This is a genomic window from Campylobacter canadensis (assembly GCF_013177655.1).
Taxonomy (GTDB): domain Bacteria; phylum Campylobacterota; class Campylobacteria; order Campylobacterales; family Campylobacteraceae; genus Campylobacter_E; species Campylobacter_E canadensis.
This window is the reverse complement of the sequence record NZ_CP035946.1, coordinates 567,351-588,165: the sequence shown is the minus strand read 5'-3', so window position 1 is coordinate 588,165 and position 20,815 is coordinate 567,351. Positions and strand designations below refer to the sequence as shown.

At 27.7% G+C, this 20,815-nt stretch carries 21 protein-coding genes; 7 read left to right on the top strand and 14 right to left on the bottom strand.

From position 1 onward, the window contains the following. Nucleotides 1–4 precede the first annotated feature (4 nt). From era to rplI, 4 genes are read right to left on the bottom strand one after another with little or no spacing between them, the layout of a single operon-like run. Complete coding sequence (era, locus tag CCANL266_RS02790; RefSeq protein WP_172234365.1) at nt 5–865, bottom strand: GTPase Era; 861 nt, start codon at nt 863–865, stop codon at nt 5–7. Continuing rightward, a complete protein-coding gene (gene hslU, locus CCANL266_RS02785) occupies nt 865–2,184 on the bottom strand; it encodes an ATP-dependent protease ATPase subunit HslU (RefSeq protein WP_172231023.1) in 1,320 nt (439 codons plus the stop codon). The genes era and hslU overlap by 1 nt, the downstream gene beginning before the upstream one ends. Nucleotide 2,185: 1 nt before the next feature. Then, complete coding sequence (gene hslV / locus CCANL266_RS02780) at nt 2,186–2,722, bottom strand: ATP-dependent protease subunit HslV (protein WP_172231020.1); 537 nt, start codon at nt 2,720–2,722, stop codon at nt 2,186–2,188. After that, the gene (rplI, locus tag CCANL266_RS02775) at nt 2,722–3,165 is read right to left on the bottom strand and encodes a 50S ribosomal protein L9 (RefSeq protein ID WP_172231017.1); all 444 of its coding nucleotides are present in this window, start codon (nt 3,163–3,165) and stop codon (nt 2,722–2,724) included. The genes hslV and rplI overlap by 1 nt, the downstream gene beginning before the upstream one ends. Nucleotides 3,166–3,414: 249 nt before the next feature. On the opposite strand from rplI, the gene nikA (CCANL266_RS02770) reads away from it, so the two are divergent. The 6 genes from nikA (CCANL266_RS02770) to CCANL266_RS02745 are packed head-to-tail and all read left to right on the top strand — an operon-like array spanning nt 3,415 to nt 9,693. Beyond that, on the top strand, nt 3,415–4,950 hold the full coding sequence (gene nikA, locus CCANL266_RS02770; protein WP_172231014.1) for a nickel ABC transporter substrate-binding protein: 1,536 nt from the start codon (nt 3,415–3,417) through the stop codon (nt 4,948–4,950). After that, the gene (nikA, locus tag CCANL266_RS02765; protein WP_172231011.1) at nt 4,947–6,485 is read left to right on the top strand and encodes a nickel ABC transporter substrate-binding protein; all 1,539 of its coding nucleotides are present in this window, start codon (nt 4,947–4,949) and stop codon (nt 6,483–6,485) included. The genes nikA (CCANL266_RS02770) and nikA (CCANL266_RS02765) overlap by 4 nt, the downstream gene beginning before the upstream one ends. Before the next feature lies 1 nt (nt 6,486). After that, on the top strand, nt 6,487–7,416 hold the full coding sequence (locus CCANL266_RS02760; protein ID WP_172231008.1) for an ABC transporter permease subunit: 930 nt from the start codon (nt 6,487–6,489) through the stop codon (nt 7,414–7,416). Beyond that, a complete protein-coding gene (gene nikC, locus CCANL266_RS02755) occupies nt 7,409–8,230 on the top strand; it encodes a nickel ABC transporter permease subunit NikC (RefSeq protein ID WP_172231005.1) in 822 nt (273 codons plus the stop codon). Before CCANL266_RS02760 ends, nikC begins: the two co-directional genes overlap by 8 nt. After that, on the top strand, nt 8,223–8,960 hold the full coding sequence (locus tag CCANL266_RS02750) for an ABC transporter ATP-binding protein (RefSeq protein WP_172231002.1): 738 nt from the start codon (nt 8,223–8,225) through the stop codon (nt 8,958–8,960). The genes nikC and CCANL266_RS02750 overlap by 8 nt, the downstream gene beginning before the upstream one ends. After that, nucleotides 8,953–9,693, top strand: a complete 741-nt coding sequence (locus CCANL266_RS02745) for an ABC transporter ATP-binding protein (RefSeq protein ID WP_172230999.1) — start codon at nt 8,953–8,955, stop codon at nt 9,691–9,693. The genes CCANL266_RS02750 and CCANL266_RS02745 overlap by 8 nt, the downstream gene beginning before the upstream one ends. Nucleotides 9,694–9,805: 112 nt before the next feature. Here CCANL266_RS02745 and CCANL266_RS02740 read toward each other — a convergent pair whose 3' ends face one another. Genes CCANL266_RS02740 through yedE form a run of 10 tightly spaced genes read right to left on the bottom strand, consistent with a single transcriptional unit; the run spans nt 9,806 to nt 19,252 of the window. Then, on the bottom strand, nt 9,806–10,564 hold the full coding sequence (locus CCANL266_RS02740) for a pseudouridine synthase family protein (protein WP_172230996.1): 759 nt from the start codon (nt 10,562–10,564) through the stop codon (nt 9,806–9,808). Between the two features lies 1 nt (nt 10,565). After that, nucleotides 10,566–11,684 (bottom strand): glycosyltransferase N-terminal domain-containing protein, encoded by a 1,119-nt coding sequence (locus CCANL266_RS02735; RefSeq protein WP_172230993.1) that lies wholly within the window; start codon nt 11,682–11,684, stop codon nt 10,566–10,568. A 9-nt stretch (nt 11,685–11,693) separates the two neighbouring features. Continuing rightward, nucleotides 11,694–12,398: a zinc ribbon domain-containing protein gene (locus CCANL266_RS02730; protein ID WP_172230990.1), complete on the bottom strand. Its 705-nt coding sequence runs from the start codon at nt 12,396–12,398 to the stop codon at nt 11,694–11,696. A gap of 10 nt (nt 12,399–12,408) precedes the next feature. Further along, nucleotides 12,409–13,134, bottom strand: coding sequence for a Nif3-like dinuclear metal center hexameric protein (locus CCANL266_RS02725; RefSeq protein ID WP_172230987.1), 726 nt, complete (start codon nt 13,132–13,134; stop codon nt 12,409–12,411). After that, complete coding sequence (locus CCANL266_RS02720) at nt 13,131–13,484, bottom strand: diacylglycerol kinase (protein WP_172230984.1); 354 nt, start codon at nt 13,482–13,484, stop codon at nt 13,131–13,133. Before CCANL266_RS02720 ends, CCANL266_RS02725 begins: the two co-directional genes overlap by 4 nt. A 47-nt stretch (nt 13,485–13,531) precedes the next feature. Continuing rightward, a complete protein-coding gene (locus CCANL266_RS02715; RefSeq protein ID WP_172230981.1) occupies nt 13,532–15,610 on the bottom strand; it encodes an RNA degradosome polyphosphate kinase in 2,079 nt (692 codons plus the stop codon). A 2-nt stretch (nt 15,611–15,612) separates the two neighbouring features. Continuing rightward, a complete protein-coding gene (gene mnmA / locus CCANL266_RS02710; RefSeq protein WP_172230978.1) occupies nt 15,613–16,623 on the bottom strand; it encodes a tRNA 2-thiouridine(34) synthase MnmA in 1,011 nt (336 codons plus the stop codon). Beyond that, nucleotides 16,620–17,807: an aminofutalosine deaminase family hydrolase gene (mqnF, locus tag CCANL266_RS02705; RefSeq protein ID WP_172230975.1), complete on the bottom strand. Its 1,188-nt coding sequence runs from the start codon at nt 17,805–17,807 to the stop codon at nt 16,620–16,622. Before mqnF ends, mnmA begins: the two co-directional genes overlap by 4 nt. Before the next feature lie 52 nt (nt 17,808–17,859). Continuing rightward, nucleotides 17,860–18,090, bottom strand: a complete 231-nt coding sequence (gene yedF, locus CCANL266_RS02700) for a sulfurtransferase-like selenium metabolism protein YedF (protein ID WP_172230972.1) — start codon at nt 18,088–18,090, stop codon at nt 17,860–17,862. Next, nucleotides 18,083–19,252, bottom strand: a complete 1,170-nt coding sequence (gene yedE / locus CCANL266_RS02695; RefSeq protein ID WP_172230969.1) for a selenium metabolism membrane protein YedE/FdhT — start codon at nt 19,250–19,252, stop codon at nt 18,083–18,085. Before yedE ends, yedF begins: the two co-directional genes overlap by 8 nt. A 165-nt stretch (nt 19,253–19,417) precedes the next feature. Between yedE and gdhA the strand changes: the two genes are divergently transcribed. Further along, nucleotides 19,418–20,779: an NADP-specific glutamate dehydrogenase gene (gene gdhA / locus CCANL266_RS02690; RefSeq protein ID WP_172230966.1), complete on the top strand. Its 1,362-nt coding sequence runs from the start codon at nt 19,418–19,420 to the stop codon at nt 20,777–20,779. The last annotated feature ends 36 nt before the right edge of the window (nt 20,780–20,815 follow it).

Below are 20,815 nucleotides of genomic sequence, written 5' to 3'. Positions count from 1 at the left end.
TTTTTTAATTACTTAACTTGATTTGTTTTAAAAAAATCTCATCATTATACCAATGTTTTTTTTGTTTGACAAGTAATTTTACATTAATTTTTATTCCCAGCAAGTCTTGCAAACGCTTTCTTGCCTTTATACCAATTCTTTTAATAGTGTTAGCTTCTTTACCAATTAGCATTGCTTTATGAGAATTTGTATCCGTGATAATATCTGCAAAAAAAGTTGTTTCATTATCTTTTTCTATAACTTTTTGCACAACAACTTCACAAAAATATGGTACTTCATCGCTAAGATTATCATAAATGCTTTCTAAAATTAACTCCGCTGCTACTTCTTTTAAAGTTTTATCGGTAGTATGTTCAGCATCAAAAAAATGTGGATGAACTGGTAGATATTTACAAATCTCATCAAGTAATATTTTTTTATAAAAATTATTTTTATTTGTAAAAGGAATAATTTTAGCATTAAAATTAAATTCAGCTAACTTTTTTAACAAATATTCATCTTTTACTAAATCAATTTTATTTAAAACTACTATATGCTCTACTTTTGGATTTAATGATAAAAATTTTTCATATTCGCTAAAATCATCTTTTACGCTCATTACAAATAAAATTAAATCACATTCATTAATACTTTTTTTTGCCGCTTCAATTAGAAGTTGATTAAAAGTTTTATTACTTTCATGTAAACCTGGAGTATCTACTAAAATTACTTGATTATCGCCGTGCATAATGATTACATTCATTTTACGGCGAGTTGCATTTTCTTTTCTTGAAATAAAGCAAAGTTCTTCGCCTAATAAAGCATTAATCAAAGAACTTTTTCCTGAATTGGTACGACCAATTACACTAACAAAACCACTTTTTATCATAAAATGTATCTTGCTATATCGTTATTTTCTACTATTTTGCCTAGTTTTTCTTCAACTAAAGCTTCATCAACTAAGCATTCTTTATTTTCATATTTTTCACATTCAAAAGAAATATCTTCAAGTAATTTTTCAATTACAGTGTGCAATCTTCTAGCGCCTATATCTTCCATTTTTTCATTTGCTAAAGCAGCGATTTGTGCTATTTTATTAACCGCTTCATCACTAAATTCAAGTTTAACACCTTCTGTACTTAATAAAGCTGTATATTGCTTTAATAAAGAATTTTTTGGAGTGGTTAAAATAAGTTTTAATTCATCAGCGCCTAAACTATCAAGCTCAACTCTAATTGGGAAACGACCTTGTAATTCAGGTATTAAATCGCTTGGTTTGCTAAGATGAAAAGCGCCTGCTGCTATAAATAAAATATGGTCAGTTTTTACATTTCCTAGTTTTGTATTAACAACACTACCTTCAACAATAGGTAATAAATCTCTTTGCACACCTTCTTTGCTTGGGTCTTGGCGATTTGAATTTGATGAACTAACAGCTACCTTATCAATCTCATCTATAAAGATTATACCTTCATCTTGCATTCTTCTTGCAGCTTCATCTTTTATACTCTCATTATCTAAGATACTGTCCATTAATTCATTTTCTAAAATTTTTTTTGCATCTTTAATTTTTACTTCTTTTTTTACTTTTTTATCAGCAATTCCAATTACTTTTACCATTTCTTGCATTCCTGCTAATTCAGGTGGTAGGTTAGCATTTTGTTCAAAAGAACGCTGTGTTACTTGAATTTCAATCATTTTTTCATCAAATTCACCTGCTCTTAAACGCTCTTTCATTTTTTCAAGACTGCTTTCAAATTCAACTTGTTTTTCTTCGCTAACACCTTTTGGTAAAGGTGGTAATAGTTTTTCTAAAATCTTACTTTCAACCACGTCTTGTAATCTTGCTTTATTTTTTTCTAAATGTTCATTTTTAACTAAAGTTAATGCTGCATTCGCTAAGTCCCTTACCATACTTTCTACATCACGACCAACAAAGCCAACTTCAGTATATTTACTAGCTTCTACTTTTACAAAAGGCAAGCCCATTAATTTTGCTATTCTTCTAGCGATTTCTGTTTTTCCAACCCCAGTACTACCAATCATAAGAATATTTTTTGGCATAATATCATCTTGCATAGCACTATCAAGTTGCAATCTTCTATAACGGTTTCTTAAGGCAATAGCTATTTGTTTTTTTGCCTTATTTTGACCGATAATATATTCATCTAAAAAACTAACAATATCCTTTGGTAACATTTGCATTTTAATCCCTCAATTCATAAGTTGTAATATTTGTATTAGTATAAATACATATTTCTCCAGCAATTTTTAAGCTTTCTTTTACTAGGCTTAATTCATCTAAATTTGCATGTGCGTGTAAAGCTCTTGCAGCACTTAAAGCATACATTCCACCACTTCCAATAGCACAAATACACTCATCTTGTGGTACCACAACATCTCCTGTACCACTTAATAAAAATATATGCTTTCTATTTAAAACTATCATCATCGCTTCAAGTTTTCTTAAATATTTATCTTTTCTCCATTCTTTAGAAAAATCAATTACAGCTCTTTCTAAATCACCTTTTTTATTTTCAAGCATTTTTTCAAACATATCAAATAATGTAAAAGCATCAGCTGTACTTCCTGCAAAACCAGCTAGAATTTTACCATCGTACAATTTTCTAAGCTTTACTGCATTTGATTTTAAAACAGCATTTCCAAAAGTAACTTGTCCATCACCACCTATAACAGAAGCATCTTTTCCTTTGTAAGCTAAAATAGTTGTAGCACAAAACATTAAAGCGCCTTTATTTCAATTTTAAATTCAGCATTAATTCCATGACCAAGCTTTGCTGTAACATTAAAAATTCCAAGTTCTTTTGCATTTAGTTCTTGAATACATTTTTTATCAACTTCTAAATGAAACTGTTCTTTTAAAGCATTTGAAATTTCATCTTTTGTAACTCCGCCAAATAAATGTCCATTAGCTCCAATTTGCTTTTTAACAATTACTGTTTTATCGCTTAAACTTTCTTTTAATTTATTCATAAGTTCAAGTTCATATCTATTTTGTTCTTCTTTTTTCTTTAAATCACTTGCGTGTTTTCTTAAAACTTCTGTACTAGCAAGCTTTGCAAAACCCTTTCCTATTAAAAAATTTTGCCCATATCCATCTTTTACTTCTTTTACCTCTCCAGCCTTGCCTAAGCCTTTTACATCTTTTATAAGTAAAACTTTCATAATTGCTCCTTTTAAATTTAGATATTTGATTTTATTAAAAAAAAGTATATATTTAATCTTTTTTATATGCTAAGGTTATTATTTATTTGTTTTTAGCTAAATTTAAAAATAACTATATAAAATAATAACTATTATTATTTTTTAGGAGTTTGTATGAAAAAAATTATTTTTTTTATTTTTGTTTAACAAAAAAAAAAAAAACGATAAGATAATAAAATAATAACTATTTATTATTTTTAAGGAGTTTGTATGAAAAAAATTATTTTTTTATTTACTATTTTTTTATTCACATTAAATTCTTATGAATTAAAATATGCAATACCAAACAATGTAGGAGATTTAAATCCACATAGATATAGTGGGGAAATGTTCGCTCAGGATATGGTTTTTGAAGGTTTGGTTGATTTTTCCGAGGATAGTAAAATTATACCCGCACTTGCTACTTCTTGGGATATTAGCAAAGATGGCTTAGTTTATACATTTTATTTAAGAAAAGGTGTGAAGTTTTCAAATGGCGAAGACTTTAACGCAAATGTTGTAAAAGCTAATTTTGATGCACTTTTAAAAGATAAAAATACACATAGTTGGTCAGCTTTTATGAATGCTTTAAAAGAAGTTAAAATAGTTAATGATTATACTGTAAAAATATATTTAAGCCATAGCTACGAACCAACTTTAAGAGAATTAAGCCTTGTAAGACCTTATAGATTTCAGTCTTTAAGCTCATTGCAAAATAACACAAATGCTATTGGCACAGGTAAGTGGGTTTTTGTTGATACAAAACTTGGTGAATTTGATAGATTTGTAAGAAATGAAAATTATTGGGGCAAAAAGCCATTTTTAGATGAAATATTATGCAAGGTAATTCCTGATGCAAATACTAGAGTAATAGCTTTAAAAACAGGAGAAGTTGATTATGTCTATGGAAATCCATCATATCTTAACTCAACTGTAAGTTTGGATTCTTTTGAAGACTTTAAATACGATAAAAATTTTAAAATAATTGTAACAAAACCAATAAATACAACTTTAATCGCATTAAATTCAAGTTCAGGTTTTACAAAAGATAAAAATGTAAGAATAGCTTTAAATATGGCTATTGATAAAGATGCTATTAGTAAATATGTTTATTATAAAACTCAACCTAAGGCGGATTTTTTCTATCCTGATGATGTACCAAATGCTAAGATAAATAAAAAGCCTTATGATTTTAATATAAAACAAGCTCAAAAATTATTAAGCGATAGCGGGTATAAATTAAATAAAAATAAAATCTTTGAAAAAGATGGAAAAATACTTGAATTAAATTTATTTTACATAGGAAGCGATGCAGAACAAAAAGCAATAGCAGAAGTTATTCAAGCTCAACTTAAAAAAACAGGTATTAAATTAACTCTTCACGCTGATGAGATGAGTACTTTTTATAAGCGTCAAAAAACAGCTGAATTTGATATGATTTTTCATTCTACTTGGGGAGCTCCGTATGAACCTGAAATTTTTATGGCTTCATTTAAAGTGCCAGCACACGCAGATTTTGTAGCTCAAAGTGGAATTAAAGAAAAAGCATTAATTGATAGCAATATTGATAAAATTAGTTCATCTACAAATAGCAAAGAAAAAGCAAAATTAGTAAAAGAAGTATTAGAAATACTGCATGATGAAGCAATTTATATACCTATTGTATTTAACACAAATAAAGGTATTGTAAGTTCAAAATTTGATGATGTAAAAGGAAGTATTATTGGCTATAGAGTGCCATTTGAAAATATAAAGGTTAAAAAATGAAAAAAGTTTTGGTTTTATTAAATTTAATATTTGCATTATTAAATGCAAGCGAATTAAAATTTGCAACACAAAAAAATGTAGGAGAATTAAATCCACATTTATATTCTCCTAATGAAATGTTTGCTCAAAATATGGTATATGAAGGTTTTGTAGCTTATTCAGAAGATAACAAAATCATACCCGCACTTGCTACTTCTTGGGATATTAGCAAAGATGGCTTAGTTTATACATTTTATTTAAGAAAAGGCGTGAAGTTTTCAAATGGCGAAGACTTTAACGCAAATGCTGTAAAAGCAAATTTTGATGCTATTTTTGCAAATAAACAAAGGCATATTTCTTTCGCACTTGTAAGAGCCTTTGATAGACTTGAAGTGGTTGATGATTACACTGTAAAAATTCACTTAAAGCATATTTATGAGCCAACACTTAGAGAGCTTAGCCTTATAAGACCATTTAGATTTATAGCTCCAAGTGCTATGATTGATGGCAATACAAAAGACGGTATAAAAGCTGCTATTGGAACAGGTAAATGGATTTTTGTTGATACAAAGCTTGGAGTTTATGATAAATTTAAGAAAAATGAAAATTATTGGGGAGAAAAAGCTAAGGTAGATGATATTTTATGCAAGGTAATTCCTGATCCTAGTACTAGAGTTATAGCTCTTAAAACAGGCGAAATTGATTATGTTTATGGTATGGGAGCTATTGGTTTAGAAGATTTTGTAAATTTTAAAGATACAGAATTTAAAACAATTATTTCAGAACCACTTAGTACGGTTTTAATTGCTTTAAATACAGGTGCAAATGTTACTAAAGATATAAAGCTTAGAAAAGCTTTAAATATGGCTATTGATAAAGATGCTATTAGTAAATATGTATTTTATGGAACTCAAAAAAGAGCTGATTTTTTCTATCCTGAAAATGTGCCAAATGGGAAAATTGATAGAAAAGCATATGAATATAATCCAAAAAAAGCTCAAAAAATGCTAATTGATAATGGCTATAAACTAGGAAAAGACAAAATGCTTTATAAAGATAATAAGCCACTTGAAATAAGATTATCATTTATTGGAACTAATGCAGAGCATAAAGCAATAGCTGAGGTTATGCAGTCGCAACTTAGACAAATTGGAATTAATCTTATTTTAAATGCAGATGAAAGCACTATATTTTATAAACGCCAAAGAACAGGCGAATTTGATATGACCTTTAATGAAACTTGGGGAGCTCCGTATGAGCCTGAAATTTTTATGGCTTCTATGATTGCTCCATCTCATGCTGATTATATGGCTCAAAAAGGTCTTAAACAAAAAGCTTTAATTGATAGCAATATAGAAAAAATTGCTCAAACTATGGACAATGAAGAAAAAATAAAACTTGCAAAAGAGATTTTAACAATACTTCATGATGAAGCAGTTTATATACCTATTGTTTATACTACAAACAAAGGTGTTGCAAGTCCAAAAATAAAAGGATATAAAAGTAGTATTTTAAAATACGCTATTCCTTTTGATGATATAGAGTTTGAGAAATAAGATGGCTAAATTTATAATTAAGCGTATTTTGTATGCAATTTTGTGTTTATTTTTAGCATCTATTTTTATTTTTTTATTGCTTAGATTAAATGGAACTGATGCGGTTTTAAATTACTTATATGTAAGCGGCATAGCACCAACTGATGAAGCTATTAATAATGCTAGAATAATGCTAGGGCTTAATGAAAGTATTTATTCTCAGTATATTAAGTGGATTAGTGGTGCATTAAGATTTGATTTTGGATATTCTTATTTTACAAATAGAGCGATTGGCCCTGACTTGTTTGAATATCTTATAAACACTTTAAAACTTACCTCTTTTGCGTTTTTGCTAACACTTGCTATATCATTTCCTTTTGGGATACTTTCAGCAATTTATAAAAATAGATTTTTTGATTATTTTGTAAGAGCGTTTTCGTTTTTAGGGGTAAGCACACCTAACTTTTGGCTTGGACTTTTGTTTATACTTTTCTTTTCTGTTAAACTTGGGTGGTTGCCACCATTTGGCATAGGCGGATTTAGCCATATAATTATGCCTGCACTTGCGATATCTTTTATGTCAATAGCAATCAATGCTAGATTTATAAGGGTAAATTTTTTAGAATCTTCTAATGAAAGATATATAACTTATGCAAAAATGCGTAGAGTTAGCAAAAGTAAAATTTATATAAAACATATCTTAACAAACTCGTTGCTACCACTTATAACAGCATTTGGAATGCATATTGGAGAGCTTTTTGGTGGAGCATTGGTAATTGAAAATATCTTTGCATATCCTGGTGTTGGAAGATATGCTGTTGGGGCTATTTATAATAGTGATTACCCTGTTATTCAAGCTTTTATTTTAATGATGTGCTTTGTTTTTATTTTGATTAATTTAATTACAGATATTGTTTATGTAATAATAGACCCTAGGATTAAATATGAATAAGAAATATTTTGAGTATTTTATTTACGCTTTATGCTTTTTTATCGTGTTTGTGGCAGTTTTTGGCTCTTATTTTACACCCTATGACCCAAATGAAATTGATTTAGCAAATAAATTTGCACAAAATAGTGCTTTAAATATTTTTGGAACTGACCATTTAGGAAGAGATATTTTCTCAAGAATTTTAGCTGGAGCTAAAATATCTATTTTATCTACATTTGCAACGATTGTTTTAATTATAGTTCTTGGGACTATTGTTGGTTTTATAGCTGGTTTTGGAAATGCTAAATTAGATAATTTGCTAATGAGAATTTGTGATGTTTTTATGTGTTTTCCTACTATTGTTTTGGCTTTATTTTTTGTGGGAATTTTAGGAACTGGGCTTGTTAATGTAATCATTGCCATAGCTATGACACATTGGGCTTGGTATGCAAGGATTATTAGAAGTATTGTTTTAAAACTAAAAAACACAGAATATGTTCTTGTTAGTAAGCTTTGTGGTTCTAGTAATTTTTGGATTTTTAAAAAACATTTTGCAAAACCAATATTAATGCAACTTTTGGTTTTATCAAGCCTTGATATAGGGCATATAATGCTTCACATTTCAGGTCTTAGCTTACTTGGACTTGGTGTAAAAGCACCGCAAAGCGAGTGGGGAATAATGATAGCAGATACAAAAGATTATATTTTAACTCATTATGAGCTTGTGCTTTATCCTGGTATTGCTATGCTCGTTGTAATCGTTGCTTTTAACATCTTAGGAGATATCTTAAGAGATAAATTTGATAATAATATTAAAGAAGATGCACATGGATGAAATAATTGTAAAAGATTTAAATGTAAATTATGGTGATATTAAATTGCTTGATGAAATTAATATAAAAGTTTCATCAGGTAAAATCATAGCCTTGCTTGGCTCAAGCGGAAGTGGTAAAAGCTTATTAGCTACTACAATTATGGGATATTTAGCAAATAATCTTAAATTAAGCGGGAATATTAGTTTAAAAAGTGGCGAGGCTTTAAAAAATAAATTAGCTTTTATTATGCAAAACCCACGCACAGCTTTTAATCCGCTTTTTAGTATAAGAAATTGTGTTTATGAGAGTTTGCAAGCTTGGGGACTAAAAAAAGATATTGAAAGAATTAAAAATGTATTTAATAGCGTAGGTTTAGAAGAAAACATCCTTAGTTTGTACCCTCATGAATGTAGCGGTGGAATGCTTCAAAGGGTTATGATAGCAATAGCGCTTTTAAGCAATGCAAGTTTTATTATAGCTGATGAACCTACAAGTGATTTAGATTTGTTATCTCAAGCTGCAGTGCTTGATATTTTAGAAAAATTAAAGCAGGAAAAAAATATGGGAATTTTATTAATTACTCATGATTTTGGTGTTGTAGCTAGGCTTGCTGATTATGTTTATATCATAGAAGAAGGCAAGATTATTGAGCAAAATGATTGTTTAAAATTGTTTTTAAATCCAAAAACTTCTTTATCATCAAATCTTATTAAAGCTCATCTTGCTTTGTATGGAGAATTTAATGCTTGAATTAAAAAATATTTGTTTTTCTTATAAAAGTGGTGCTTTGTTTTCTAAAAAGCAACAAAAGGTCTTAAATAATATAAGCATTAGCTTAAAAAGTGGAAAAAGTCTTGGTGTTTTAGGGATTAGTGGAAGCGGAAAAAGCACCTTAGCAAAGATTATTGCAGGGATTTATAAGATGGATAGCGGAGAAGTTGTATTTGATGGTAAAAAACAAGATATTCAAATTGTTTTTCAAGATTCCCGTGCTTCATTTAACCCTGATTTTAGCGTGTATGACGCTATAAGCGAGCCTATGGTAAATGCTGGTTTTAATAATAAAAAGATAGATGAAAAAATAAAAGAGCTTTTTAAAAGGGTATGTTTAGATGAAAGCATTCTTTATAAAAAATGCTCAATGCTAAGTGGTGGAATGCTTCAACGCTTAAGCATAGCAAGAGCTATGGCTTTAAAACCAAAAATTATAATCTTAGATGAGGCAACTTCTAGCCTTGATGTTGTTGTGGCAGCTGAGATTTTAAAAATGTTTAAGTCTTTGCAAAATGAGTTTTCATATATAGTTATAACTCACGATTTGCGTCTTGTAAAACTATTTTGCGATGAGGTGATTGTGCTTGATAATGGCATTATAGCTGAACGACAAATACTTACAAAAGATTTAAAACTAACTAGCGATATTGGAATAAAACTTTCAAATGCTATTTTAAAACCATACCCAAAAGGCTATGATAAACATTAGATTGAAACATTTTACTAAAAATATTTCAATGCAGCATATATTTATTTAAAAAAGTCTAATTTGCTTATAAATCATAGTAGCTTATTTAAAAATAATTAGCCTTTTTGGCTAATTAAATTATAAAATCTAAATTAAGTCCATTTAAATTAAATTCTTTTAAAAAATCATTTGGCATAGCACTTTTAAAATCGTAATTTAAAATACTAGTTCTAGCACAATGCAGCATAAGTCTATTTGATGGGATGCGGCTATATTTTACATCTCCTAAAATTCCATAATTTTTAGAATTTAAATGCACTCTTATTTGATGAGTTCTTCCTGTTAAAATTTGCACCTTTACTAAACTTTTTTTACCTTCAATCAAAAGCGGAGACACCTTTGTATAAGCTTCTTTTGAATTTTTAGAATTACTTAACTTACTAAAAGCTTGTTTGTTTTTAATGCTAAGAATATTATCATCAATAATCATCTCATCAATTACTTTGCCGCTTACTATTGCTAAATATAGTTTTTTTACTCTTAATGCTTTGTATTCTTCTATGGCTTTTTTGTAAAATTCTTCGTTTTTTGCAAATAATACAATACCGCTTGTATCCTTATCTAAACGATTTAATAAAATATAATTATTTTTTATCATATCGCTTTGAATTCCAATTGGTTTATTTATAGCTAAGATATTTTCATCTTCAAAAATCTTTTGCACTTCAATCTTTGCTAACTTTAAAGTAGCATTTATTGGCATTAACCCTCTTGCTATTTCTAGCCTTTTTCCTGCATACATTACCAAGCCCGAATCAATTAATTCTTTTGCGGCATTGTTTGAAATATTTTCTTGTTTTGCTAAAATTTTATAAGCTTTTTCTTGTTTCATTTTATCCCTTTACAATATTTACTAAATCAACAAAAGTAAAATCGCTTTTTATAAAAGCATTTTTTACATCAGAAAAATCAATATCATCACTAATTTTTATATTTTTTATATATTTTAACATTTGAATTTGATTAAAAATATAATTTCCACTAATAATTTTATTGTTAAAATATGCTGCTTCATAAAAATTATGTCCACCAATATTATCAATATAAGAACCACCTAAAATTACATAATCACTAATTGCGTAAAAATCAACTAATTTACCTAAAACATCAAGTAAAAAAATATCTTTTTCTAAATAAGCTTCTTTATTTACACTAAAAGAAGAAAAGCTTAAATTATTTTTCTTAGCATAATCTTTTATTAATTCATATACTTGTTTAAAACGCTCTGGATGTCTTGGGGCAATTATTAAAGCTTTGTTTTTTAAAAATCCCTTATCTAGTTTATTTAAAATAATTTCTTCTTCACCCTTATGAGTACTTGCTATTATTATAAGTTCTTTATTTTTTTTCAATTTTTCTTTTAACTTAATAGGATTAATAATTTTTATATTTGTAAAAACACTAATATTTTTTGCGCCTAGTTTTTTTAACCTTCTTGCATCGCTGTTGCTTTGCGCATAAATCATTGTATAATTTTCAAAAATTTTTTCATATAAAAATTTGAATCTATAGTATTTTCTAAAACTTTTTTTGCTAATTCTTGCATTTAATAAAATACAAGAATTTTTATAAATTCTACTTAAAATAAGCCAAAGTTCTGCTTCAAAAACTACAAGTTTTTTTGCTTTTTTAAGCCAAAAGAATAATAAAATTTCAAAAGGCAAAAAAAAGCAATTATCATCAATTTTTTTTCCTGCTTCATAGCCTGTTTTGCTAGCACAAGTTAATAATACCGTATAACCTTGTTTTTTTAGCTCTTTAATTAAAGGACTTAAAGCGTTAATTTCTCCAAAAGATGCGTAATGAAAATGAATATCAGCCTTTTTTGCTAACTTAAGTGGAAATAATTTTAAATAAAATTTATTGTACTTACTTTTTAAGCTTAAAAAAGGCAAAGCAATTAAGCATAAAAAGTAAAGAAAAATATTTAATAAAATATAAATAAAATACATACAAAGCTTTTATGCTTCATAGTATAAAATTCTTCCACAATGTGGGCAGTTAATAATCTCATCGCCCTTTACAACTTGTGAAAATACTTTAGAATTTAATTGCATAAAACAACCATAACAAGCTTGTTTTTTTACAGGAACAACTGCACTATTTCTTGCCCATTTTCTAATTTTTTCATAAAAGCCTAAAACTTTTTTATCAATGTTTGAAGTTAGATTTTCTTTTTCTGTATAAATCACACTTCTTTGTTTTTCTATTTCATTTAGCTTTTCTTCTTCTTCAAGTTGAGCCTTGCTAAAATCTGTTTCTAAGCTTTTAATTTTTGCTTCTACTTCTTTTATTTCATCTTTTTTGCTTGCTTGTTGTTTTTCAAATCTTTCAATATCGCTATTTAAACTATCAAGTTGCTCTCTTGCAATTTCATCTTCTAATCTAAGTGCGCTAGATTCTTTTTCTGTTTTTACGCTTGCAATTTTTTTTGCGTTTTCTTCAAGTTTAGCGCTAAATTTTGCTATTTGATTGTCTGTTTTTACTTTACTTTCGTTTATTTCTTTAATACTTGTTTTTATCTTTTCTATTATTTTTTTAGAATGTTCTAAATCGTGTTTAATTTGTTCTGAATTTTTTTTAGCCTTTTCAATTTCAGGTAAAAAACTATCAATTTTACTATCTATTTTTACTAATTCTACAAGTTGGCTTAAATGTTTATTCATAAGTTATTCCTTAATAATTTGAAAATGGATTTTTAGAAACTTTTATTATAATTTCCTTTGGTAATTTTTGCAATAAAAGCGCTAAGCTTTTAGCAAAACACTCTTCACTATTATAGTGCTTAATATCAATTAAATTAATATTTTCCTCACTTAAAATAAAGGCATCGTGATATTTAATATCTCCTGTTAGAAAAATATTAGATTTTAAGTTCTTTGCTAGTGAAACTCCACTACCAGTGCAAACAGCTATTAACTCGCTTTGTATATTTTTTCTTGCATAACTTATATTTATATTTTTTACTTTTAATCTTTGCTTTAAAAAATCAGCTAAGTCTTCAATGCTTTGAAAATCATTTTTAAAATAAGCTAAAAAACCTTCCTTTAAAACAATTTTTTTTCCTAAAATTTCTTCAATAAAATAAGTATTTAAATGTGATAAATCATAATTTGTATGCATAGCAATTAATGCACAATTTTTTTTAATTAAAGCTTTTATTGCATTAGAAACATAAGAATTATCAATTTTTCTTAAGCCTTTAAAAATTAAAGGATGGTGTGTGATTATAAGACTATCATCTTCTAAGCTTTCAAGTAAATCTAAATCTAAATCTAAGCTTAAATATATTTTTTTACAAGTATCATCATTGCTTACTAATAAGCCTGAATTATCCCAATCTTCTTGAGTGTCAAAAGGGCTTATTGAATTTAAATATTCATAAATTTGACTAACTTTCATAAAAATTCCTTACTTAATATCATTACCCATACAAAAACAGCTAACACAATGCTAAAAAAAACTCCAGCAGAAGCAAGGTCTTTAGCATATTTTGCAAGCAAAGCATAATCTTTTGTAATCAGGTCAATAGCACATTCAATAGCGGTATTTATACACTCAACAATTAAAATCAATATTAAAACTGATATTAAAAACAATCTATCATAAAAATTAAAATCATAAAAAAAAGCAAAAAGCACTAAAGGCAAGATTATGCAAAATTCTATTCTAAAAGCACTTTCTTGCCAAGCTCTTTTTAGACCTGCTAATGCGTATGATGTATTTTTAAAAAAAGAATATTTTGCTTTCATTTTATCTCCTAAAATTAAGCATTATAAATAAAATAAATCACAATACATCAATTTTCTCTAAAGAATTTTTGCGCCATTTGGTCTGCTTTTGCTTTATCTCTACCTTTTTTGTAGCTTTTATAAATACCGCTTATATAATTTTCAAAAATTGCTTGAGAATCCACTGCTTTTTCATCATTTTCAATCTTTTTATAAACGCCATCTTCATTTAAAATATAAGCAAGTTGATTATCACTTAATTGCAATCTTAAAATTTCTGCTAATTTCGCACTTAAACTCTCATTAAATATTGGTGTCATTAGCTCTAATCTTCTTTCTAAATTTCTTGGCATCATATCAGCACTACTTATAAAGTATTGTGGGTTTGCGTGTTTAAAATAAAAAATTCTAGCATGTTCAAGATATTTACCAACAATGCTAATAACTCTAATATTTTCACTAAAACCTTTTACATTTGGTCTTAAGCAGCAAATTCCACGAACAATTAAATTAATGCTAACACCTTTATTAGAAGCTTCGTACAAGGCTTTAATAATATCTGTATCAACTAATGAATTCATTTTCATAATTATTTCACCTTTTTTTCCTGCTAAGCTTTCTGTTTTTATCATTCTTAAAATTTGTTCTTTTATTTGAAATGGACTCATTGCTAAGGTTTTTAATCTTTTGTTTTTACAATATCCTGTAAGAATGTTAAAAAAAGCTGTAATATCAGTATTTGCAATATCTTTATTGCTGGTAAAAAAGCTAATATCTGTATAAACCTTTGCACTAACGGAATTATAATTTCCAGTTCCAAGATGTGCATAAAATTTCAAAGTGCCATCGTCCATTTGTCTAATAATTTGAGTAATTTTTGCATGCACTTTAAAACCTGCAATACCATAAACAACATGAGCTCCTGCGTTTTCTAATTCTTTTGCCCAATATAAATTATTTTCTTCGTCAAATCTTGCCTTAAGCTCAACCATCACGGTTACTTGTTTTCCATCATTTGCTGCGTCCATTAAGGCTTTTATTATTTGAGAATTTTTTTCTAGTCTATAAAGCGTCATTCTAATTGAAATTGTCTTTGTATCTTTAGCAGCTTCTTTTATAAAAGATGCAACTGGGTCAAAGCTTTCGTAAGGTTGATAACAAAGAATATCTTGCTTTTCAATAACATCAAAAATATTTACATTTTCATCAAAAGGAGGTAGTATTTTTGGCACATAAGAAGGTGCACATAAATGGCTTAATTGTTTGTGATTTACAATTTGCATTATGCTTGATAGAGATAATAATGTTTTATACTCATAAATATCTTTATTAAAGACCTTTAAATGACTACTTAAAAAATCTTTTAACTCAATATCAGCGCCATTTTCAATTTGTATTCTTACATAAGCTCCTTTTCTTCTAAGCTTTAAACCTTGCTCTAGCAACATCATAAAATCATCAGCTTCTTCTTCTTCAATTACAATATCAGCATTTCTTGTAACTCTAAAAGCAGTGCATAATTCTAATTTATAACCAGGAAAAATATCTTCAGCGTGTTCTTTTACTATGCTTTCAATCGGTACAAACACCCCATTATCAGCCTCAAAAAAGCGTGGTAAAACTCTAGGAATTCTAACCATTGCAAAACGAGAATGTTTATCATCATCACTTTTTAACTTCACAGCTAGTGAAAAAGAAAGATTATTAAGCGGCGGAAAAGGATGAGTAGAATCCACTGCAATAGGTACAATTACAGGCATAATAGTACTAAAAAAATACTCTTTAGCCTTACCTTTTAAATTCCTACTTAGCTCATCGTAATTTTTAATATAAATTGAGTTTTCATTTAGCTCTTTTAAAATCTCAAAATAATACTTTTCTAGTAGTTCTTTTTCATTATGCAAATATTCTCTAATGGCGTTTAATTGCTCTAATGGTGGCATTTCATCTTGTACTACAACACCTGAAGCAAAAAGTTGCTTAAGCCCTGCTACTCTAATCATATAAAACTCATCTAAATTAGTACAATAAATTGATATAAATCTCAATCTATCTAAAATAGGCATTTTTTTACTGCATTGCTCAAGCACCCTAGAATTAAATCTAAGCCAAGAAAGTTCTCTGTTAAACACCATTTGTCTTTTCATATTTACTCCTTTATAAAACCACTTGCTACTACAAAATCTCCTTGATAAAATACCGCTAATTGCCCAGCTGCTAAGGCAAAAACCTTTTGTTCTAATTTTACACTTTTATCTTTATACAATCTACATTTTACCGCTGTTGTGTTGTATCTTATTTTTACTTCGCATTCTATACTATCGTTAAAATCAACAAAGGAATTTATATTTTCTAATTTAAATTCGCTTACTTCTAAATCTTGCTTTTTTCCAACTATTAATTCGTTTTTTTCAGCATCAATTTTTAAAACAAAATGCGCTTCGTGCGCTCCATTTACACTAAAACCTCTTCTTTTACCTATTGTATAGTGCATATACCCATCATGCTTTCCTACAATTTTTCCATCCACATCTTTTACAACACCAGGATTATTTACCTTTACATAATCTTTTAAAATATCAGTATAAGTAGTGCTTACAAAACATATTTCGCTACTTTCTTTTTGCTCACTTATTGCTTTTAATTGCGGTATTTTTAAAGCTTGTTCTTTTATATCTTTTTTATATTTATTACCTAAAGGAAAAATAACACTATTTAAACTTTGCTTATCAACATTTGCTAAAAAATAAGTTTGGTCCTTACTTAAATCAAGCGCTTTTTTTAACATATTATTTTCAATTTGTGCATAATGACCGCTTGCAAGCATTGCATTTTTGCTTTTTGCATAATCTAACAAAGCTCCAAGCTTAATATATCTATTACACAAAGCACAGGGATTTGGAGTTTTACCACTTTTATAAGTATTAATAAAAGGTGTAAAAACTGCTTCATTAAATTTATCGCTAAAATCTAAAACATCAGCTTCAATCCCTAAAAAATCTGCAACCCTTTTTACATTTTCAATATTTTTATCATGATAGTTTTCTCTATTATGTAATTTCATATACACTCCGCTTACATTAAAACCTAAATTTTTTAAAGTATAAGCAGTATAAGAACTATCAACTCCACCACTTAAAGCTACAACAATGTTTTTCATATAATTTTTTTCCCATCTAAAAATATATTTTTTACTTCTTTTGTTCTTAAAATAGTTTGAATTAATATTTGTTCTTTATCGTAATTATAATTTTTAAGCAAGATAAAATCTGCTTTTGCATTAATACTTAATGCTTTTAAACCATCTAAAAATAAAGGCGAAAGATTAAAACACGCTGCTTTAAATAATTCATAAGCTAAATCTTTTAAAGGCATTTTTTGCCCGTGTATTAATAAATTAGCCCTTAATTCATCAAAAAAATTCAAACTATCATTAGAACTAAGCCCATCTGTTCCTAATGAAAGAGTAATTTTATCCTTTAAAGCTTGTTGTATATTAAATAATCGTGAATTTAAATAAGTATTTGAGCGTAGGCAGTGAGTTATATAATGATTTTCATTAAAACAAGAAAAATCATTCACATAATTACAATGCGTAAATAAAGCTCTTAAATCTTTAAAACCCTTTAAAAATTCTCTATTTAAAACACTAGCTTTAAAATTTGAATTTAAATATTTATAAAGTGCATTTTTTTTATGATTTAAATAAGCTTTTTCATATTTACTTTCTAAATAATGAGTAGAAATCAATAAATCATTCTTTTTAGCAAAAGATAAAGCAAAATCGTAAATTTCATCACAAGCAGAGTAAGGGCTATGTAAAGAAATAGAATTTTTATGCTTTGTTTTTGTATAAAATCTTTGCAAGAAAAAATCAATATTTTTATTTGCTACTTCTTTATTTGCCCCTAAAATTTCATGAAAAATAATAGCCTTTATTGGAGATTTTTCTAATTCTTCTAACTGTGCAGCAAAACTTGAAATCTCACCTAAATAACCAACTCCGCTTTTTAACATAATTAAAAGATTTTCTTTTATATTTTTATTTAATTCTTCTTTGTTGATTTGACTACGATTTTTAATAATACTCTTAAGCCAAAGTATAAAATCTCCATAATCAAGTAAAGAAGTACAAAATTCTAAATGAGAATGAATATTGCAAAAAACAGGACATAAATTATATTCATTATAATCTAAAATCTTTGCATTTTTATATTTGCTAATAGCCTTATTAAAAGTGCTTATTTCAATAATTTTCTCATCAAAAACAAGCACTAAATCCTTTTTATAAAAATCTTTTGTAGAAAAATCAAAAATTGCATTTACTTTTATTATATTTACCATAAATTTTCCTTTTTTTCTTTTTAACAAAAAATTCTAAATAAGGCTATATTTTTTAATCCTTCCAAATATAAAAAGCTAAAATTGGACCACTTTGATTAACTTCGCAATTAAAACCTAAATTACTCATATCTTTAGGAATTGAATTAATACTTTGCGGACAATCGCTTATTACTTCTAAAACTTCTTTTGCTTTTAAATTCTTAATTGCTTGTTTTGTTGCAATAGCAGGAAAAGGGCAAGGCTCGCCAGTGCAATCTAATAAATAATCTACTTTTTTAGACATTTTTTCTCCTTGAATATAAGTAAATTAAACAAATACTAATTAAAAACAAAGCACTTTCTATTAATAAAGAATTAGCTCCGCTAAGCTTAATTTTTTCTCCATTTAAAAACCATTTTGGTAATTTATCATAATTTAAAGCTATTAACATTGTGCCTAAAATATTTCCTACACCAACTACAAAAAAATGACTTTGACCTTCAAGCATTCTATAAAAAAATCCGCACTCACAACCACCAGCAAAAACGATACCAAAACCAAATAAAAAAGCACCCACACAAAGCCCTATTGATATTTCTAAAACCTTTACATTTAAGCCATTATTAAGCAAGGCATATACAAAAAAACTAGCAATAAACATAGAAAAAAATAAAGCAATAGCAAAATTAGCTCTTTTAAACAAAAATAAATCTCTAAAACAAGATGTAAAGCAGATTTGCCCTTTTTGAATAAGCCAGCCAAAAATAGCTCCAAATAATAATGCAATAGCTAAATTAACCTTTACAGCAAAAAGCAAAAATAAAATAAAAACAAGTGCAAAAATAAAGCTTAAAATACAAGCAAAAATAAAGCTCTTTTTTTGTCTATTTTCATCAATTTTTAAACTTGCTGAGCTTACCTTTATCATTTTAGCTTTTGGTGCAAAAATAGGTAGTTTTACAAGTAAAATTGCAGCATAAACACCAAGACACATAAAAATAGCAAAAACCCAAGTATGTAGTGAAAAATACGGCAAACCTGTAAAAAAATTTGCTAAATTACAGCCCCAAGCTAATCTAGCTCCAAAACCTGCTAAAATTCCGCCGATTAATGCTTGAAAAAATCTAGTTTTTGAAGCTATTTTTCTAAAGGCTATTTTATTAGAAAAAGCAGCAGCCATCAAACAACCAAAACACATTCCTATAATCATAACTCCATCAACTCTAGTTAAAATAGTTCCATTTAAATTTTGCTTTTGATAATAAGAATACGAGCTTAAATCCATACCAAAAAGCTCTAAAATTTCTCCGCCAATTCGTGTAAATTCACCAGTAACAGCAAAAACTCCACCAAAAATAGCAAAATATAAAACACAAAATAATGATAAAATCATAACAGCAGCTGAATTGTTATAAAAAGAAGATAAATACTTTTTATAAAAAGTAGAATTTAACAATTTATCCATAATATTCCCTTGTATAGCTAAAACTTAGCTTAAAATAAAAAACGCAAATTCTATGATAATTTTCTTAAGTAAAAATTATAAAAAAAAATTAATTTTTTATCAAAATTTTTTAAGGATTTTTTTTTATAATTTTTCTTATTTTTTTAAATACAAAAAGGAGAGAAAATGAGTGCAAAATCTTATGTAAATGATACACTTGAGCTTATTAAAAAATATTCTTCAAGACAACCGATTTTTTTACAATGTGCAACAGAGGTTTTAAAATCAGTTACACCGCTTTTAGAAGTTAATAAAACCTATGAAAAACATTCGGTTTTAGAACGCCTTGTTATGCCTGAAAGAACTATTATTTTTAGAGTAGTTTATATTGATGATAAAGGTAAAGCACAAACACATTTTGGTTATCGTGTGCAGTTTTCAAGTGCTTTAGGACCTTATAAAGGCGGTCTTAGATTTCATCCATCAGTAAATTTAGATATTTTAAAATTTTTAGCCTTTGAACAAATATTTAAAAACTCATTAACAGGACTTTATATAGGCGGTGGTAAAGGTGGTGCAAACTTTGACCCTAAAGGAAAAAGCGATGCTGAAATTATGAGATTTTGCCAAGCGTTTATGAGTGAGCTTAGTAAGCATATTGGCTACTCAACCGATGTTCCTGCAGGAGATATTGGTGTTGGTGCTAGAGAAATTGGATATATGTTTGGAGCTTATAAAAAAATCACATCAAAATTTGATGGAACTTTAACTGGTAAAAAAATCACTTGGGGTGGTTCATTAGCAAGAAAAGAAGCTACAGGATATGGAACAGTATATTTTTCAGAAGAATTATTAAGAGAAAAAGGTATGGATTTTCATAATAGAATATGCGTAGTTTCAGGTAGCGGAAATGTAGCAATTTATACCATTGAAAAACTACAACAATTAGGTGCAAAAGTAGTAGCAGTAAGCGATAGCGATGGTTATGTTTATGACAAAGATGGAATAGATTTAGCACTCTTAAAAGATATTAAAGAAAATTTAAGATTAAGAGTAAGTGATTATGCTGCTCGTAAAAAAGGTGCGGTTTTTGTTTCAAAAGTAAATTATGAAAAAGGTACAAATGGAATTTGGAGTGTTCCTTGCGATTACGCTTTTCCTAGTGCAACACAAAATGAATTAAGCCTTGAAGATGCAAAGAATTTACATAAAAATGGTTGTAAATTAATTGCCGAAGGTGCAAATATGCCTTGTACTCTTGATGCACAAAAATATATTTTAGAAAATAAAATTCTTTATGCGCCTGCTAAGGCTGCAAATGCTGGTGGCGTAGCAACAAGTGCTTTGGAAATGCAACAAAATGCAAATATGACTTCTTGGACTTTTGATGAAGTAGATGAAAAATTACACAAAATTATGAAGGATATTTATTTAAGAACTTCTGATACAGCAAAAGAATTTGGCTTTGAGCATAATTTGCTTGCAGGAGCAAATATTGCTGGATTTAGAAAAGTTGCTGATGCTATGATTGACCAAGGTTATATTTAATTTAAACTTAAGATTTTTACTTAATTTTTTTAAGTA

Bases quoted from the DNA above. Each gene is read 5' to 3' on its own strand.
- CCANL266_RS02730 (WP_172230990.1), bottom strand. From the start codon at position 12,398: ATGAATAAACATTTAAGCCAACTTGTAGAATTAGTAAAAATAGATAGT.
- yedF (WP_172230972.1), bottom strand. From the start codon at position 18,090: ATGTCTAAAAAAGTAGATTATTTATTAGATTGCACTGGCGAGCCTTGC.
- CCANL266_RS02745 (WP_172230999.1), top strand. From the start codon at position 8,953: ATGCTTGAATTAAAAAATATTTGTTTTTCTTATAAAAGTGGTGCTTTG.
- CCANL266_RS02760 (WP_172231008.1), top strand. From the start codon at position 6,487: ATGGCTAAATTTATAATTAAGCGTATTTTGTATGCAATTTTGTGTTTA.
- CCANL266_RS02735 (WP_172230993.1), bottom strand. From the start codon at position 11,684: ATGTATTTTATTTATATTTTATTAAATATTTTTCTTTACTTTTTATGC.
- mnmA (WP_172230978.1), bottom strand. From the start codon at position 16,623: ATGAAAAACATTGTTGTAGCTTTAAGTGGTGGAGTTGATAGTTCTTAT.
- nikC (WP_172231005.1), top strand. From the start codon at position 7,409: ATGAATAAGAAATATTTTGAGTATTTTATTTACGCTTTATGCTTTTTT.
- CCANL266_RS02720 (WP_172230984.1), bottom strand. From the start codon at position 13,484: ATGAAAGCAAAATATTCTTTTTTTAAAAATACATCATACGCATTAGCA.
- hslV (WP_172231020.1), bottom strand. From the start codon at position 2,722: ATGTTTTGTGCTACAACTATTTTAGCTTACAAAGGAAAAGATGCTTCT.
- CCANL266_RS02740 (WP_172230996.1), bottom strand. From the start codon at position 10,564: ATGAAACAAGAAAAAGCTTATAAAATTTTAGCAAAACAAGAAAATATT.
- nikA (WP_172231014.1), top strand. From the start codon at position 3,415: ATGAAAAAAATTATTTTTTTATTTACTATTTTTTTATTCACATTAAAT.
- rplI (WP_172231017.1), bottom strand. From the start codon at position 3,165: ATGAAAGTTTTACTTATAAAAGATGTAAAAGGCTTAGGCAAGGCTGGA.
- hslU (WP_172231023.1), bottom strand. From the start codon at position 2,184: ATGCAAATGTTACCAAAGGATATTGTTAGTTTTTTAGATGAATATATT.
- CCANL266_RS02725 (WP_172230987.1), bottom strand. From the start codon at position 13,134: ATGAAAGTTAGTCAAATTTATGAATATTTAAATTCAATAAGCCCTTTT.
- CCANL266_RS02750 (WP_172231002.1), top strand. From the start codon at position 8,223: ATGGATGAAATAATTGTAAAAGATTTAAATGTAAATTATGGTGATATT.
- nikA (WP_172231011.1), top strand. From the start codon at position 4,947: ATGAAAAAAGTTTTGGTTTTATTAAATTTAATATTTGCATTATTAAAT.
- CCANL266_RS02715 (WP_172230981.1), bottom strand. From the start codon at position 15,610: ATGAAAAGACAAATGGTGTTTAACAGAGAACTTTCTTGGCTTAGATTT.
- gdhA (WP_172230966.1), top strand. From the start codon at position 19,418: ATGAGTGCAAAATCTTATGTAAATGATACACTTGAGCTTATTAAAAAA.
- mqnF (WP_172230975.1), bottom strand. From the start codon at position 17,807: ATGGTAAATATAATAAAAGTAAATGCAATTTTTGATTTTTCTACAAAA.
- yedE (WP_172230969.1), bottom strand. From the start codon at position 19,252: ATGGATAAATTGTTAAATTCTACTTTTTATAAAAAGTATTTATCTTCT.